Genomic DNA, 14,943 nt, shown 5'->3' on the forward strand with positions numbered 1-14,943 from the left:
GACGATATGGAAATTCCTATTGATACCCACAATCGTCTGGTGGTAAAATTCGGCAAGGAATATGCCGAGGAAAGTGATGAGGTTGTCGTGATACCGGAAGAGGAGGGCGCTATTAATTTGGCGTGGTTCCTGTATGAGTTTATCGCTTTGGCGGTTCCCATGAAGCATGTACATGCGCCGGGTAAATGTAATAAGGCAATGTCGTCTAAATTGAAGAAACATACCGCCAGAAGTTCGGATGAGACCGAAGACGATTTTGAGGATGACATGGGAGGTGATGATTTGGCGTTGGAAGATGACGGAAACGCTAGTCCTGCCGATCCTCGTTGGGATGCTCTGAAAGGTTTGCTAGAGAATGATAACAATTAAATAAATAAAACAATGGCACATCCTAAAAGAAGACAAGGTAAGACAAGAACAGCCAAGAGAAGAACTCATGACAAGGCTGTAGCTCCAACAATGGCAATTTGCCCGAACTGTGGCGCATGGCACATCTATCACACAGTATGTGGTGAGTGCGGTTATTACAGAGGTAAATTAGCGATTGAAAAAGAAGCTGCTGTGTAAGTTTGTCAACTTATATGGTTTGATGAACAAAAGAAATAGCCCTAAAAGTTTTTTTAGGGCTTTTTTTTAATTGGGATAAGTAGTCCTTTTATTTTTAAAGTTATGGATAAGATAAATGCGGTTATCACAGGAGTGGGTGGATACGTTCCTGAAGATGTATTGACGAATGAGGATATTTCCAAGATGGTCGATACGACGGATGAGTGGATCATGACTCGTGTGGGTATTAAGGAGCGCAGGATATTGAAAGGGGAGGGCGTAGGACTCTCTTACATGGGTATACGGGCCGTGAAGCAATTGCTCGAGAAAACGAACCTGAATCCGGAAGAAGTAGAGGTTGTCTTGACCGCTACGACTACCCCGGATCATCATTTCCCGACAACTTCTTCTATCATCGCTTATCATACAGGTTGTAAGAATGCGATGACTTTTGATATGCAAGGTGCGTGCGCAGGCTTCTTGTATGCTTTGGAGACGGGCGCTAATTATATTCGCTCGGGGCGTTATAAGAAGGTGGTTGTCGTATCGGGTGATAAGATGACATCTATTACAGATTATCAAGATCGTTCTACTTGTCCTTTGTTCGGGGATGCTTGCGGAGCGGTCTTGCTGGAGCCAACTACCGAGGAGTTCGGTGTCTTGGATACTATTTTACGGACAGACGGCGTAGGCTATCCGCATCTGATCATGAAATCGGGCGGCTCGGCTTATCCTCCTTCTCACGAGACGGTGGATAACCGTGAGCATTTCGTTTATCAAGATGGACGTGTGGTCTTCAAGTACGCGGTTTCTTATATGGCGGACGTGGCCGCTGAGATCGCGGAGAAGAATGGCTTGACGCATGATGATATCGCATGGATCGTTCCTCATCAAGCGAACCTGCGGATTATCGACGCTACGGCGAAACGCTTAGGCGTAGATATGGATAAGGTGATGATCAACATCCAGAAATACGGCAACACAAGCGCCGGTACGATTCCTATTTGTCTATGGGAATGGGAGAATCAATTGAAAAAAGGAGATAACCTGATCCTCGCCGCTTTTGGAGCGGGCTTTACGTGGGGAGCGGTTTATCTGAAATGGGGGTATGATGGAAAAAAAGCATAAATCGGGTTTTGTCAATATCGTTGGAAACCCAAACGTAGGTAAGTCTACGTTGATGAATCGTTTGGTCGGGGAGCGGATCTCTATTATCACCTCGAAGGCGCAAACGACAAGGCATCGTATTATGGGTATCGTGAATACCGACGATATGCAAATCGTGTATTCTGACACGCCGGGAGTCTTGCGGCCGAATTATAAGTTGCAGGAATCCATGCTTAATTTCTCTCAATCCGCCTTAGGCGACGCCGACGTGCTGTTGTACGTGACGGATGTCGTCGAGACGATTGATAAAAATAATGAGTTCCTAGCACGGGTACAGAGTATAGAGTGTCCGGTTCTCTTGTTGATCAATAAAATCGACCAGACCAATCAGCCGGAGCTGGAGAAGCTCGTGGCCCAGTGGAAGGAATTGCTTCCGAAGGCCGAGATCATCCCGATCTCTGCGCTTTCGAATTTCAATATAGATTACGTGAAGCGTCGGGTGGAGGAGTTGATGCCTGATTCCCCGCCTTATTTCGAGAAAGACGCCTTGACCGATAAACCGGCCCGTTTCTTCGTGACAGAGATCATTCGTGAGAAAATCTTGTTATATTATCAGAAGGAAATACCTTACGCGGTAGAAGTGGTCGTCGAGTTGTTCAAGGAAGATGATGAGCTGATCCATATCAAGGCGCTGATCATCGTGGAGCGTGATACCCAGAAAGGGATCATCATCGGGCATCAAGGGCAAGCATTGAAGAAAGTAGGTGCTATGGCCCGGAAGGATATCGAACGTTTCTTCGGGAAGAAGGTGTTTTTGGAAATGTTTGTCAAAGTGGAAAAAGACTGGCGTAACCGTGACAACATATTGAAGAACTTCGGTTATCAGCTGGACTAATAATAGCATACGAAAGGAGAATTTATGGGAAATATAGTAGCGATAGTGGGGAGACCCAATGTAGGTAAGTCCACCCTTTTCAACCGGTTGACGGGTACCCGTCAGGCGATCGTGAACGAGGAGGCTGGTACTACCCGTGACCGTCAGTACGGCAAGGTGGAGTGGACCGGCAAGGAGTTTTCGCTGATTGACACAGGCGGATGGGTGGTTAACTCGGAGGATGTTTTCGAGGAGGAGATCAACAAGCAGGTAAAAGTGGCTATCGAGGAGGCGGACGTGATCTTGTTCGTCGTCGATGTATTGAATGGCATCACGGATCTGGACATGGAGGTGGCGCAGATCTTGCGTCGTTGCAAGCGGCCGGTGATCGTGGTGGCGAACAAGGCGGATAATTATGATCTGCATCCGGCCTCGGCGGAGTTTTACTCGTTTGGCTTGGGAGATCCTTTCTGCATCTCGGCCATCAATGGTTCTTATACCGGGGATTTGCTGGATAAGATCGTGGCGACGTTGCCCGAGGAGAAGGTGGAGATACTGGAGGAGGAGTTGCCCCGTATCGCGATTATAGGACGCCCGAACGCGGGAAAATCTTCTCTTATCAATGCTTTTATTGGCGAGGATCGTCATATCGTTACCGATATCGCAGGCACGACCCGTGATTCCATCTACACGAAATATAATAAATTCGGCTTGAACTTCTATTTGGTGGATACGGCGGGTATCCGTAAGAAGGGGAAGGTGAATGAGGACTTGGAGTATTACTCGGTGATCCGTTCGATCCGCGCCATCGAGAACTCGGATGTCTGCGTGCTGATGTTGGACGCTACGAGGGGTATCGAGAGCCAGGATATGAATATCTTCTCGCTGGTGCAGAAGAATAAGAAGGGATTGGTGGTTTGTGTGAATAAGTGGGACTTGATCGAAGATAAGAGCCAGAAGGTGATCGACTCGTACACGACCGCTATCCGCGAGCGTCTGGCTCCGTTTACCGACTTCCCGATCTTGTTTATCTCCGCTCTGACGAAACAACGTATCCTGAAGGTGCTGGAGACCGCCAAGGAGGTTTACGAGAATCGCTCCAAGCGTGTCCCTACGGCCAAGCTGAACGAGGTGATGCTTCCGATCATCGAGAATTATCCTCCCCCAGCATGGAAGGGTAAGTATATCAAGATCAAATATATCACCCAGCTCCCGGCGGGCAGCGTGCCTTCTTTCGTGTTCTTCTGTAACTTGCCGCAATGGATCAAGGACCCGTACAAACGTTTCCTTGAGAACAAGATACGCGAGAACTGGGATTTTACCGGTACGCCGATTAATATATTTATCCGGGAAAAGTAAATACATAGTTACATATATGAGAGACGCTTGGCCATCCTTCGTGGAGGTCAGGCGTTTTTTATGCTGTGTATTTGGATTAATTGTGTATATTTGGGGCATTATCGAATTAAAAACAAAATAACTATGACGAAAGTGAAAGACATCTTTTCCAAAGCAGGGAGAAACCGTTGTCCCGCACGTTTTTCCGGTTCGGATAAATGGAACCCGAACCGTCCCGCTCAATTTACCCAAGAGGAGTTTTTGGAGCATCTCCATGAGATAGAGAAAGGGCCGTTTACGCCGTTGGATATAGCGAATCGTGAGTTTGAGGAATGGAAGGTGGAGTTCCTGAGAAACCAAAAGCCGGATGTACCGAAACATTATCTTGGATTCTCATTTGATCGTTTATCGGATCACTGATTGCCGGATAGAGGTGCTGGACATTATCCATGCCGCTTCCAGCATGAACCGTATCAAGCGTACGAGAAGGATAAAGATAGAATAAAGCGAATGGCCGTCTTTCCTTATGGGGGAGGCGGCCATTTATCTTAGAATAGGTCGGAATGCGTTCCGGTATCGGTGAAAAGCAAGATTAGCTCCGTGTCGTCTTGGCTCCATATCAGCAGCCAGTCTCCTTGGATATGGCATTCCCACAATCCGGCATATTTGCCGATAAGTCATAGCTCTAGCATTTTTTGCTTGAATGCCTCAAAGTTCTCGTATTTGTGTATCCTTCCTGCCTTCACGTCCTCCAAGGCCTCGTCCAATCCGGATTTCTTCTGTGCCTTCACCTTGCCTTCCAGCGAGGTGATGAATTTCTTCAAGATGTCGGCGTATTTCTCGGGGATGGTTACCTCGAATGTCTTTAATGATGTCGTTGTCTCCATATCGCTCTGTTTTAGGAATTTCCTTCGCAAATATACGGAATAAAAAGAGAAGGGGAATTGTTTTCCTTCTCTTTTTATTTCCCGCTTCCGCGTCGGGGGGGAGGGACGTGACGGTTAGATCTCGTCCGGGCTCTCGGAGTCTCCGCCGGGCGTAGGCTCGGGTGTAGGCTCGGGAGCGGGCGCCGGTTTCTTGGCGGAGGCCATGCGCTGGTTGTAGGCGGCGGTGGTCTCGGCGATCAGTTGGTTGAGGGCGGCGATGAAGGCGGTCGCTTTCTCGGACGGCTTCGCTACGCTATGGGACTGGGCCAGCAGGGTGAGATCGTCATAATACATGTCGATCCGCTTGCGCAGGTTGGCGCCGCTTTCCTTTTTGGAGGTGGTCCGGTTTTGGACGCGTTGCTGCGACAGGCGGTCGTAGGCGTTATTCTCTTTCTCCAGTTCGGCGAGGTAAGCGTCGAGGCCGAGCGTGGTGACGTACGGCTTGTTCTCGTCCTTGCGCAAATCCAGCAAGAGGCCCTTTATCTTGGCGGTCTCCTGCGCCATGGGGAGGCGGGCGATGCCGTTATAGGGTTTGATGATCTTGTATAGATACTTGCCTGCGTCACGCTCGGCCTCCAGCGGGAGGGTACCGGCCCGTGAGATGCGGGTGATGATATAGATGGCGAGATTGTCGCGGTTGGTATCGTGCAAAGCCATTTGCTCGGTCTCCTGCGAGGTACGGCTCTCATCCACCACGTCGGCCATGGCGAGGAGGTCTGCCTCGTAGGTCTCGAGGAATTCTTTGGTGAGGCCCAGCTCGGGGATGCCGTCGCTGCCGGTCAGCAGGGAGATCTCGTCGGGTGACTCGGAATCGCCGCCACCGCTGTTTCCGTTGGCTAGGTCGAGGACGTGGTTCATGAAGGAGAGGTACTCGGCGTTGTTGAAAAGAGAGAGAGGAAGTGTCTTGATTTTTGTGTAAGTACTCATGGTAAATTTGATTTAGAGTTTAAAAACTTCTCTAAGTTAGGGATATTTACTGAATAAGGGCTTCTTAGGTCTAAAAAATGGGAATTGAATGGAGCGAATAATCATTTTAGGCCTAAAAAATGACTTTTCAAGGGTGAAAATAGGCTTTTTAGGCCTAAGAAATGGTTTCGCGGCCTTGAAAGTCCCTTCCTATGCCAAGGAAATCACTTTTCACGGTTGAAAAACTATCTTTTAGCCCTAAGAAGTCATTTTTCACCCTTCGAGGGCATTTCTTAGGGCTAAGAGACATTAAGAATCTGATTGTTTTGCGAATGTTTTAAAAAAACACGATCTTCGCGATGTATTGGAAAAATAACGTAGAAGCGTTTCGATATTATCTTGCATTGAAATCTGGACAATTTCAACCCAACAAGATAATGAGAAAGTAGCTCCTGCGCTTGTGCTTGTTATATACTTATCCTAAAGGTGAATTATATGCAATCATAAAGCGTGGGACTATTGTCTTATTATTGTTGGGTGGGCAGTCCAGAGCCTCAATGCAGTGATAAGCGATGGTTCTCACGCTTCTTTTATTTGTTAACCATCTGACCGGAGGGGACACGGGAGGAAAAAACTGTGAGTATGGAAACATTATTAGGATTATCCGCTAATGTGAATTGGGGGTATAATACGAGAAACACATCTTTATTGCTTGATTCTAGTGCGAAATTGTTCAACTATGTTCTTCCTCAAAATAGAGGAGGACAGATTTTGTTACAATTAGAGGGACAGGGTGATACACAGGTCGTAGGTGCTGCATTTAGTTATGGGGCTATTATGTTTGATAATGGAGATCCTTCTGTTAATTCTGTTATGGCAGAGAATGCATTTTATTGTTTAACTAAATCTATTAAGGCTGGAAATAATTATGCGGCTCCAATATTACTAAATATGTTAGAACATAATCCCGATGCTATTTTCGATAAGTTCTATGAGGTTGAAAAAAGTAAATGTTTCGGGTCTCTTAGAGCTATTTCTCATAGTAATTCAAAAGAGGCTGTATATCGGAATAAGTTTTGTGAAAATATTATGTATATTAAATTCTATATTATATCCATTTTTTATGATATAAGAGAAAAAAGATTATTGATACCCGATGATATGTTAAGATCTCCTATGAGTAAAATTAACTCTGTAATAATAATAGCTATGAGGAAAAAGGAATATGAGGATGCTATAAAGATCGGTTCTGATTATTTTGAGAAAATTTATATTGAGATTAATGACACATTGTTAAACTTTTAGATATATTATGATGAATGAGCAATTTGATACATTTCCTGTAAATATATTTGGAATGTTAGGGAAAATAGAGAAAGAGGATTTCTGTTTTCGCTGTTCATATTATAGAATATGGTATAATGGTCAAGTGATACAACAAGGAAATGGTGGTTTCGATGTGATTGGAATTGTTGCAAATGATATATTGCATGTAGATGTAATGACTGGTGACTTGGCTGAATATACGGTTTCTTCATTTGAGATGGGAAAAATTTCGTTAAATAGGGATCGTGTGCTGTGGAGTGCGTTTACAAATTCTCCTTTACAGAAAATGCCAACAGCATTATCTTTGTTTTTTAAGAAAGGAGTTCTGGCTAGGGTTTCGATCACGATTGATTCTCCGCAAATGCTAATAGAGATGGATGGATATCCATTAGAAACAAATAATGAGAGAATTGATAAGAAAAAATATTTGATTATTAGTATTGAAAGTAATAATACAGTTACAGATGGACAGGCTCTTATCGTGAAAGCAAACCCAGTCAGTAAAATAGATGATTTTGATTTTTTATTGGAAAACTTTGGGTCAAAATATTATTCATATTCAACTCAAGAGATACCTGAAACTGAATATTTCTTTTTACCTTGTTCAGAGAAGTTGTTGAATGAGTTGTTGTATATAACAAGGCAATCAGGTGATGATAGATTCTGGGAGCCAGACATGGATTCATTCTATGATGCTAGACTTCAGATAAAAGAAGGTACGATTGTGAAAATGCATAAATCTTGGGATTTTAGAACTAGGAGGATGAATAACAGATAATTCTATGTTTGTTCCTTGGATAGGTCTAAAAATGTAATCTTTCTAGAATATAAGACGCAGATGGATAAAAAATTCCAGCTGCGTCTTATCTTATTTACAGCATATTCAACAACTGATGAATCTCATTTACCATCTGCATGGCGGATTCTTGTGTCAAAAACAAGCCTTCCGAGTGATTTTGGCAACTGCCTTGTTCTGCTTCCCAAGTTTGCCTTTATCTTCTTCCGCTGCCAGCTCTTTGGCGGAGGATATTTTTCTCGAAATCTTGGTAGATTTTTGGCCTGCCCTCAAAGTAACTCTCAGTCTCTTCAATAGAAAGTAGCACATCATAAAGATGTTTCTCGATATATTCATCCATAGATCAGCAATTTTGTATTATCAATATTCTTTTTTAGGATCGGGTTCCGGATCGCCTTGTCCTCCAGCAAGTCGATCTCCCGGTGGAAGATGGCGGACAAGGCATCCCGTAGGTCGAAGAAATTGTTTACATAATCCACCTGCTCCACCTCCTTGTCGAAATCCACCACAAGATCAATATCGCTCTTCTCCGTGAAGCGGTTCGTGAGGACGAAACCTGAAGCGAACCGCCGGCCTTGTCTTAAGCCTCCACCCCATTCCTATACAAGTAATCCGGAGCGAAGTCGGCCCTGTTGTACCATTCGAGCGCCCAGTGGGTGAGCCCGAACTGGACGAAATTCCGGAGGTCTTTCAATGGCTCGAAAAGTTTCCCTTTCAGTAAAGGGAGGAAGTTCACTAATTTCACCTTACCGTTGCTAAATTCCAATCGCATGGTATAGTCCTTGACATATTCCACGCCAGTGACGCGTATTAAATCTATATCTTCAGTCATAACTTTTTCTCTTTTAAATGGGTCTTAGGGGATTTTCATCACGAATATATGGAATAAAAAAGATAAGGGTACGAGTTCGCCTCTCTTTTTTGTCTTTCTTTCATCCACATTTCCTTGAAACCCTTGGAATCCCCATTTATAATCGTACCTTTATGTCTCTTTACCTTAAAAATTAAAAATAATCATGTTTACGCCATCAATGACAAACGAGGAAATAGAGGCAGTGGCCTATAAGGACTTTCTGGAGATCCGGGGAAGAGTGGAAATCGCGAAGGATAAATTCGTACAAAGGGTGAGATGCACGCCCCCGGGATTTTGGGCCTTGCATTCCTTGCAGGAGACACATACCCTTCAAACCCGCTCCAAGAATACATGGACTGTATATTTCTATTATTTGTACACGACACCGGCCGGTGCCGTGAAAGTCTCATCTATGATCTACACCTCCCTGCCGGGAGATGAAGGCACGGATTACCTGTTTATGAATAATCTCGACCGCTTCCGGCTGGAGAGGGTGAGCTCGCATTTCTCGCGACAATACGAGGAACGCTATATCGACCCGAACCAGATCCAACTGAACGGCCTTCTGCCCGCTATCTATTTCATGAGGACTGCCGGCGACCGGAAGATCGCTCCCTACACTCCCGATACATGGACCGAGGAAGAGAAAAAGGACAAATATCTCTTCGTGTCGGAGCAAGGGACCATGGAGGCGAAGCTGGAGGGGCGTGTGGAGACCTACCTTACTTTCAGGAAGCCGGAACAATCGGGTGATTAAATAAGTAGAGGGCGAGGTTGATACCCCGCCCTCCCGATAACTAGGTAGATACCTCCGGGCTTATCTTTTCAGAAGATCGATCCTCTCGCCGGGCAACAGTACCGCATGAACCTTCTCCGTTACCCGCCCCTTCACGTTGAAGGAATCCCTTAGGCGGATGTCGGCGGCGGAGGAACCGATCTGCGCCTCATATTTACCGGACTCTACGACCCAATGACTGGCGCTCTCGTCGAAGGAGGCCAGATCCGTATCTTTCACCTTGAAGATGATCTCACGGCTCTCGCCCGGCTGGAGGAGTTGGGTCTTGGCGAAACCTCTCAACTCTTTCGCCGGCTTATCCATGCTCTTGCCGGGGGCGGAGATATATAGCTGGACCACTTCCTTCCCGGCTACCGGGCCATTGTTCGTGATCGTGCAACTGATGCTGTAGTCCGTATCGCCCATGAACACTTTCAAGCTCGAATAATTGAAAGTAGTATACGACTGTCCGTAGCCAAACGGATAGGAGACGGGCACGCCGAACGTATCGAAGTAACGGTAGCCCACGTAGATACCCTCCTCGTAGTTGGTATAGTCAATATTCTTACGATCCGTATGCTCTGGGCCTCCTCCCATGAAGCCGGCTAACATTTCTTTCAGGTCGATACCCGAAGCGTCCGGGAAATTCTTCGTGGAGGCTACGTCGGCGATGCTCACGGGGAAAGTCATCGGGAGCTTACCGGAAGGATTCACCTTTCCGGACAGGATATCGGCTACCGTGTTACCCCCTTCCTGCCCGGCTTGCCAAGCCAATAGGATGGCGTCCGGTTCCGATTTCCAGCTGGCGGTCTCGATCACGCCTCCGATATTCAAGATTACGACCACCTTCTTCCCTTCCTTATGGAAAGCGTCGGAAACCGATTGGATCAACGCTCGCTCATTCTCCGTCAGGTTGAAATCTCCCTCGATCTTCCGGTCTTGGAACTCTCCCGAGCTACGGCCTATCGTAACGAAGGCGATATCCGCCTCTTTCGCCTTAGCGGCCAGCCCTGCGGCATCCGGTACGAACTCCGGGATACGAGGGTGGTTGAAGAAAGCGGCGGCGGGGCTCGTGTCTTTCGGCTGTTTCGCCTTTTCCTCGGTACTGTATTTCTCGTATAAGGCTTTCACTTCGGCGTCCATGGTATAACCGGCGTTTTCCAGACCTTCCACGAGGGATACGGTATAAGCCTCGTTCACGTCGCCGCTGCCGGTGCCTCCGGCGATAAAATCGTACGAGGTGGTACCGTAAGCCGCTATCTTCTTGATACCCGGGGCCAGCGGCAAAGCATTATTCGTATTCTTTAATAAAACCATACCTTCGGAAGCGGACGCACGGGTTACCTCGGCGTGAGCTTTTAGGTCCGGTTTGTCGGAATAGGCGTATTGGGCAAAGCGGGGGGCTTGAAGGATCAGTCGTAATACACGGGTTACGTCCGTATCCACGTCGTCGATAGAGAGAGAACCGTCCTCAAGCGCTTTTAGGAGGGCCTCTTTCTGGTCCGGCCGTCCGGGCATCAGCAGATCGTTTCCGGCGTGGATCTGGGCGGGGGCGTTCTTGCCACCAAACCAGTCGGTCATGACAAGGCCGCTAAAACCCCATTCGTCACGGAGGATGGTCGTTAGCAAATCACGGCTTTCGGAGGCATACTCACCATTTATCTTATTGTAGGAAGACATGACCGTCCACGGGCTTGCCTCTTTTACGACCATCTCGAAACCTCTTAGGTAAATCTCCCGCAAGGCACGAGGGGTGAGGCGGGCATCCGTTCCCGTCCGGTTGGTCTCTTGATTATTGACGGCGAAATGCTTGATGGAGGTTCCCACGCCATTGCTTTGGATACCGTTTACCATCGCTGTCGCTATCCGGCCCGTCAAGTAGGGATCTTCGGAATAATACTCGAAGTTACGTCCGCAGAGAGGGCTTCGGTGGATATTCAGCGCAGGGGCCAAGAGTATGTCGCAACCGTATTCTTTCACCTCGTCGCCCATGGCGTTGCCTACGTTTTTGACCAATGCGGTGTTCCATGTGGAGGCTAGCAAGGTAGCGACCGGGAATGCCGTGCAATAATAGGTCGCCTCGTTCCCCTCGCGAGTCGGGGAGATACGTAATCCGGCGGGACCGTCGGCCACTACGATAGCGGGGATTCCCAGACGTTCGATCGGGAAGGTCGTTCCGGCGGCTCCCGGCACTATATTTTGCGTGCTGCCGACTACGGCTGATTGGCCGCCGAACCCGGGCATTCCGGTTCCGACTAACAGGGATACTTTCTCTTCGGCAGTCATGGCGGCTACGATTTTCTCGATAGGATCTTTACCCAATTGCGGCAAGGTTTGGGAGTGCCCTACTTGCATGGCCATCGTAAGGCATGTGCCCATTAATAGTTTGTTCATATAGAATGGTTTTTGTGTTTTTCAGTGCCCCAAAAATAGGCGAAGGAATCGAGGCGGACAAAGAAAAAGAAAGGTATCGGAGGTAAGGAGTTCGTTTTTTGATGAATATCAAACATTGTAGGGGCTTGATGATATATTTAGGGGACGCAGACTGCGTGCTCTGCGTAGTCTGCGTCCTGTACTATTTATAATGTATTCAGAAGTTTATGAATCTCATTAACCATCTGCGTAGCGGATTCTTGTGTCTCGGATAAACCTTCCGGAGTGATCTTGGCAACCGTCTTGTTCAACTTCTCGAGTTTGCCTTTAGCTCCTTTCGTTGTCAGCTCTTCCCGGAGGATGCGGATCTTCTCGCAATCTTGTATACCCTCGACCAAACGCTCGAAGCGAATGCTACTGCGTGGACCGGGATAAATACTGTATGTATCGCCTGCCGCCCAAGTGCGGAAACGCGAATCACGCAGAGGATCGGCGGTCCAGCTATTGACAGCCCAACGTAGATAGCCGTCGTAACCACCGGCTACGGCGTGCAAGACCGTCCATGCCGCTTCCGCCGGATCGGAGAAGGTAAAGGTATTCGGGAACGCTTCCGCGCAACAGGTATAAACGGTACTGATCTGTCCCGCTTTATCACGGGCAGCCTTTACGTCTTCTGGGAATTTATGTCCATAGGGAATACTTAAATAGTATAAGTCCGATTGAATTTCCGGATGATAATTTCCGGCCAGCGTGATCTTGAACTCCGGATCGGCTTGCTTGATAACCTTGATCGCCTCACGCATCGCCTCCATCGGACGCTCGTCCATAGAGATAGCGGTTTTCTCGAACCAACCTTTCTTGCGAAGGTGGCGGGAGAAATCTTTTAGGAAAGTACCCCAATAGTCTGCGTAAGCGGCGTCACCCGGTTTAGTGTTGAGGAATTGTACACGATTTGTCGCCTCGTCGTAATAATCGAAAGATAAAGCCCAAGGGATCATGGTGTAGCAACTGATCATATCATCGATACCGATCTCGTTCATCATGAATTCCACCCATTTGTCGAAGACGGCGTAGTCATATACCCAAGTGCCGTCTATCTTCTTGATCCGGGTGATCATACTATCGAAATGATCCTCCGTCTGTCCGGCCCAAGGTTTGTGCATGATACTAGTGGTGATAGCGCGTTGTCCGGCGTTCGCCAACATCTTCATGATCGGGCGCATAGCGTCGAAATGCTCTTTACTCCAAAGAGGAACTTGGTAGTAACGGGCCACGGAATACGGGTTCTGCCATAAGTCCAGATGGAAAGCCCAGTCCTTCGGGGCGGGAAGTGTGCGGTTCAATACGTCCACTTCTATTTGTAATTCCATGGGGGAGGCATTTTTTCCCGTGACGGTCAATGTCCCTTTATATTTACCGGCTTTCGCGGATTGAGGTACCCCGATATTCATCCAGATCGGCTGGGTGGTGCGTGCCTTGATATCACGGATCTTTACGATATCCAATACATCGGCTACGACGGAGGAATCCCATTCCGCCTTATTCTCTCGGTGGCCGCAACCGCCTTTACGGTCTTTATTCAACTCATCGGTCATGACGTATCGGACAAAGTTCGTCGTGATCGCGGAGGATGGGATGATGGAAGAACCGCTCTTCAAGTCGCTCACGGTGATAGAGGCATCCTCGAGTCCCACCTTGGTCCATAACACGGCTTGTGCGTTTACCCGTTCCCCTTTCCATGCTTTCGTCTGCCAGCGATTGCTTTTCTTGACATCGGGAATACTGAGTTTCGGATATCGTATATCGGTCGTGCCCCAGCTTAATTGGGTTGGGGCCGATAACTTGTCCCAGATCTCGTCGCTGTCATGCGGTTTCGTGTCGGTCAATTCCGTATAGTCGCCTAGCGGGTATTTCTCGGATTGCTGGGCTACGGTAAAAGAACTTAGTGCCAGAAAGGCACAAAGGATGAAAGTGTTTTTCATACGATTGCTTATTTTAGAATATTAACTAGGGCAAAGATAGGAATTAGTTGACAGTTGTCAACTGTTAACTAGCCTTTTATAGTGGCATACGAGCAGATTCCCCTCATCATCGTATAAGTGCATCCCGTTGCCTTCGCAATAACGGAACATCTTACAATCCGCGCATTCCCCTTTTTTAGCCCACTGGCGGTTACGATACGGTTTAAACTCATTATTCCAGATATCAATGAAATCGTCTTTATAGATGTTCCCTTGGTGGAAGTTCGCCCGTATACTGGGACAACCGGAGATAGCGCCATCAGCGAGGACAGAGGCTGTATTGATACCGGCGTTGCATTGGAAAATCGAGTCTCTCACCTCTGCCTCATAATTCCCGAGGAAGCCCTCACAGCCGTAGCTAACGTGTATCTTACCCTCTTTCCGGCTGAAGCGGATGAAGTTCATGACCCATGTGAACTGTTCGTTCGTCAGTTGCAAATCCGTCTCAGTCGCAGCACGTCCAACTGGGAAGATCGTAAAGATACGCCACCGTTTTACGCCCATCTCGATCAAAAAATCCTTGAAGAGCATCAAATCCTTGAAGTTGCGTTGGTTTACGCAAGTCACCACATCCCAGATGATCTCCTTTTCCTCGGCCAACATACAGATGGCATTCAGTGCCTTCTCGAAACTTTTAGGATTACGGCGAAGCCAGTTATGCGCTTCCTCGAAACCATCTAGGCTGATAGTCGCCGAGTGCAATCCGGAAGCCAAGAGCGAGTCGAGCCGTTCCCGGGTCATCAGATAACCATTGGAGACGATCCCCCAAGGATATCCCCTGCGATACAGTTCCAACCCGCATTTCTCGATATCCTTACGAACCAGCGCCTCGCCTCCGGTAAAGATGACGAGCACTTTGTTCGGCTCGACGTAAGGCGTGATATTGTCTATGACTTTCAGGAAGTCTTCGACAGGCATATCCGGGACAGAGGCCGAGACATGGCAATCGCTCCCGCAATGACGGCAGGATACATTACAACGAAGAGGCTGTCTCAAATAGAAGTTTGAGATGGCCTTTTTTGTGTCTGCAAAAAAAATCAGGCAAGCTCTAACTTCGCTCAGCCAGAACTTGCCCGTCTCCCTAATTTTTTGTATCTTAGGG

The 14,943-nt window shown here is 47.5% G+C and carries 16 protein-coding genes and 2 pseudogenes (1 of these 18 cut by a window edge); 10 read left to right on the forward strand and 8 right to left on the reverse strand.

Translation table 11 applies throughout. The features are described 5' to 3' along the window. The 6 genes from CI959_RS10675 to CI959_RS10700 form a co-directional block, all read left to right on the forward strand. Positions 1-369 carry the 3' portion of a DUF177 domain-containing protein gene (locus CI959_RS10675; RefSeq protein ID WP_005867041.1) on the forward strand. 222 nt of this gene lie to the left of the window's left edge, so only the last 369 of its 591 coding nucleotides appear in the window; its start codon lies off the left edge, out of view; its stop codon occupies positions 367-369. A gap of 12 nt (positions 370-381) precedes the next feature. Then, positions 382-567, forward strand: coding sequence for a 50S ribosomal protein L32 (gene rpmF, locus CI959_RS10680; RefSeq protein ID WP_005634607.1), 186 nt, complete (start codon positions 382-384; stop codon positions 565-567). 102 nt (positions 568-669) lie between these two features. Beyond that, the gene (locus CI959_RS10685) at positions 670-1,674 is read left to right on the forward strand and encodes a beta-ketoacyl-ACP synthase III (protein WP_008779906.1); all 1,005 of its coding nucleotides are present in this window, start codon (positions 670-672) and stop codon (positions 1,672-1,674) included. Further along, positions 1,658-2,548, forward strand: coding sequence for a GTPase Era (era, locus tag CI959_RS10690; RefSeq protein ID WP_008773803.1), 891 nt, complete (start codon positions 1,658-1,660; stop codon positions 2,546-2,548). The genes CI959_RS10685 and era overlap by 17 nt, the downstream gene beginning before the upstream one ends. Before the next feature lie 24 nt (positions 2,549-2,572). Further along, a complete protein-coding gene (der, locus tag CI959_RS10695) occupies positions 2,573-3,886 on the forward strand; it encodes a ribosome biogenesis GTPase Der (RefSeq protein WP_005853839.1) in 1,314 nt (437 codons plus the stop codon). A 123-nt stretch (positions 3,887-4,009) separates the two neighbouring features. After that, positions 4,010-4,285: a hypothetical protein gene (locus tag CI959_RS10700; protein WP_070104089.1), complete on the forward strand. Its 276-nt coding sequence runs from the start codon at positions 4,010-4,012 to the stop codon at positions 4,283-4,285. A 128-nt stretch (positions 4,286-4,413) separates the two neighbouring features. Here CI959_RS10700 and CI959_RS21800 read toward each other — a convergent pair. From CI959_RS21800 to CI959_RS10720, 3 genes and pseudogenes are all read right to left on the reverse strand, one after another. Further along, positions 4,414-4,542 (reverse strand): annotated as a pseudogene (locus CI959_RS21800) (type II toxin-antitoxin system YafQ family toxin); the annotation flags it as partial. After that, on the reverse strand, positions 4,543-4,752 hold the full coding sequence (locus CI959_RS21805) for a hypothetical protein (protein WP_008773800.1): 210 nt from the start codon (positions 4,750-4,752) through the stop codon (positions 4,543-4,545). Between the two features lie 114 nt (positions 4,753-4,866). Then, positions 4,867-5,718 carry a DUF6261 family protein gene (locus CI959_RS10720; RefSeq protein ID WP_057317360.1) on the reverse strand — a complete coding sequence of 284 codons (852 nt, stop codon included), beginning with the start codon at positions 5,716-5,718 and terminating at the stop codon, positions 4,867-4,869. Positions 5,719-6,339: 621 nt separating this feature from the next. Here CI959_RS10720 and CI959_RS10725 point away from each other — a divergent pair. From CI959_RS10725 to CI959_RS21515, 3 genes are read left to right on the forward strand one after another with little or no spacing between them, the layout of a single operon-like run. After that, entirely contained in the window at positions 6,340-7,002 is a 663-nt protein-coding gene (locus tag CI959_RS10725; protein WP_057317361.1) for a hypothetical protein, read from the forward strand. Positions 7,003-7,009: 7 nt separating this feature from the next. Further along, positions 7,010-7,801, forward strand: coding sequence for a hypothetical protein (locus CI959_RS10730; RefSeq protein ID WP_057317362.1), 792 nt, complete (start codon positions 7,010-7,012; stop codon positions 7,799-7,801). Between the two features lie 60 nt (positions 7,802-7,861). Further along, a complete protein-coding gene (locus CI959_RS21515; protein ID WP_157395957.1) occupies positions 7,862-8,116 on the forward strand; it encodes a hypothetical protein in 255 nt (84 codons plus the stop codon). Between the two features lie 35 nt (positions 8,117-8,151). Here the strand turns inward: CI959_RS21515 and CI959_RS10740 are convergent. Next, a pseudogene (locus CI959_RS10740) lies at positions 8,152-8,355 on the reverse strand (nucleotidyltransferase domain-containing protein); the annotation flags it as partial. Positions 8,356-8,399: 44 nt separating this feature from the next. Then, positions 8,400-8,651, reverse strand: a complete 252-nt coding sequence (locus CI959_RS10745) for a DUF2442 domain-containing protein (RefSeq protein WP_057317364.1) — start codon at positions 8,649-8,651, stop codon at positions 8,400-8,402. A gap of 184 nt (positions 8,652-8,835) precedes the next feature. On the opposite strand from CI959_RS10745, the gene CI959_RS10750 reads away from it, so the two are divergent. Continuing rightward, positions 8,836-9,429 carry a hypothetical protein gene (locus tag CI959_RS10750; RefSeq protein ID WP_057317365.1) on the forward strand — a complete coding sequence of 198 codons (594 nt, stop codon included), beginning with the start codon at positions 8,836-8,838 and terminating at the stop codon, positions 9,427-9,429. 60 nt (positions 9,430-9,489) lie between these two features. Here CI959_RS10750 and CI959_RS10755 read toward each other — a convergent pair whose 3' ends face one another. From CI959_RS10755 to CI959_RS10765, 3 genes are all read right to left on the reverse strand, one after another. Beyond that, positions 9,490-11,841 (reverse strand): glycoside hydrolase family 3 N-terminal domain-containing protein, encoded by a 2,352-nt coding sequence (locus CI959_RS10755; protein WP_057317366.1) that lies wholly within the window; start codon positions 11,839-11,841, stop codon positions 9,490-9,492. A gap of 185 nt (positions 11,842-12,026) precedes the next feature. Beyond that, a complete protein-coding gene (locus tag CI959_RS10760; protein WP_057317367.1) occupies positions 12,027-13,802 on the reverse strand; it encodes a glycoside hydrolase domain-containing protein in 1,776 nt (591 codons plus the stop codon). A 57-nt stretch (positions 13,803-13,859) separates the two neighbouring features. Further along, positions 13,860-14,882 carry a TIGR04133 family radical SAM/SPASM protein gene (locus CI959_RS10765; RefSeq protein WP_255223118.1) on the reverse strand — a complete coding sequence of 341 codons (1,023 nt, stop codon included), beginning with the start codon at positions 14,880-14,882 and terminating at the stop codon, positions 13,860-13,862. Positions 14,883-14,943: the final 61 nt, after the last annotated feature.

The organism is Parabacteroides sp. AT13 (genome assembly GCF_002272965.1).
Lineage (GTDB): Bacteria > Bacteroidota > Bacteroidia > Bacteroidales > Tannerellaceae > Parabacteroides > Parabacteroides distasonis.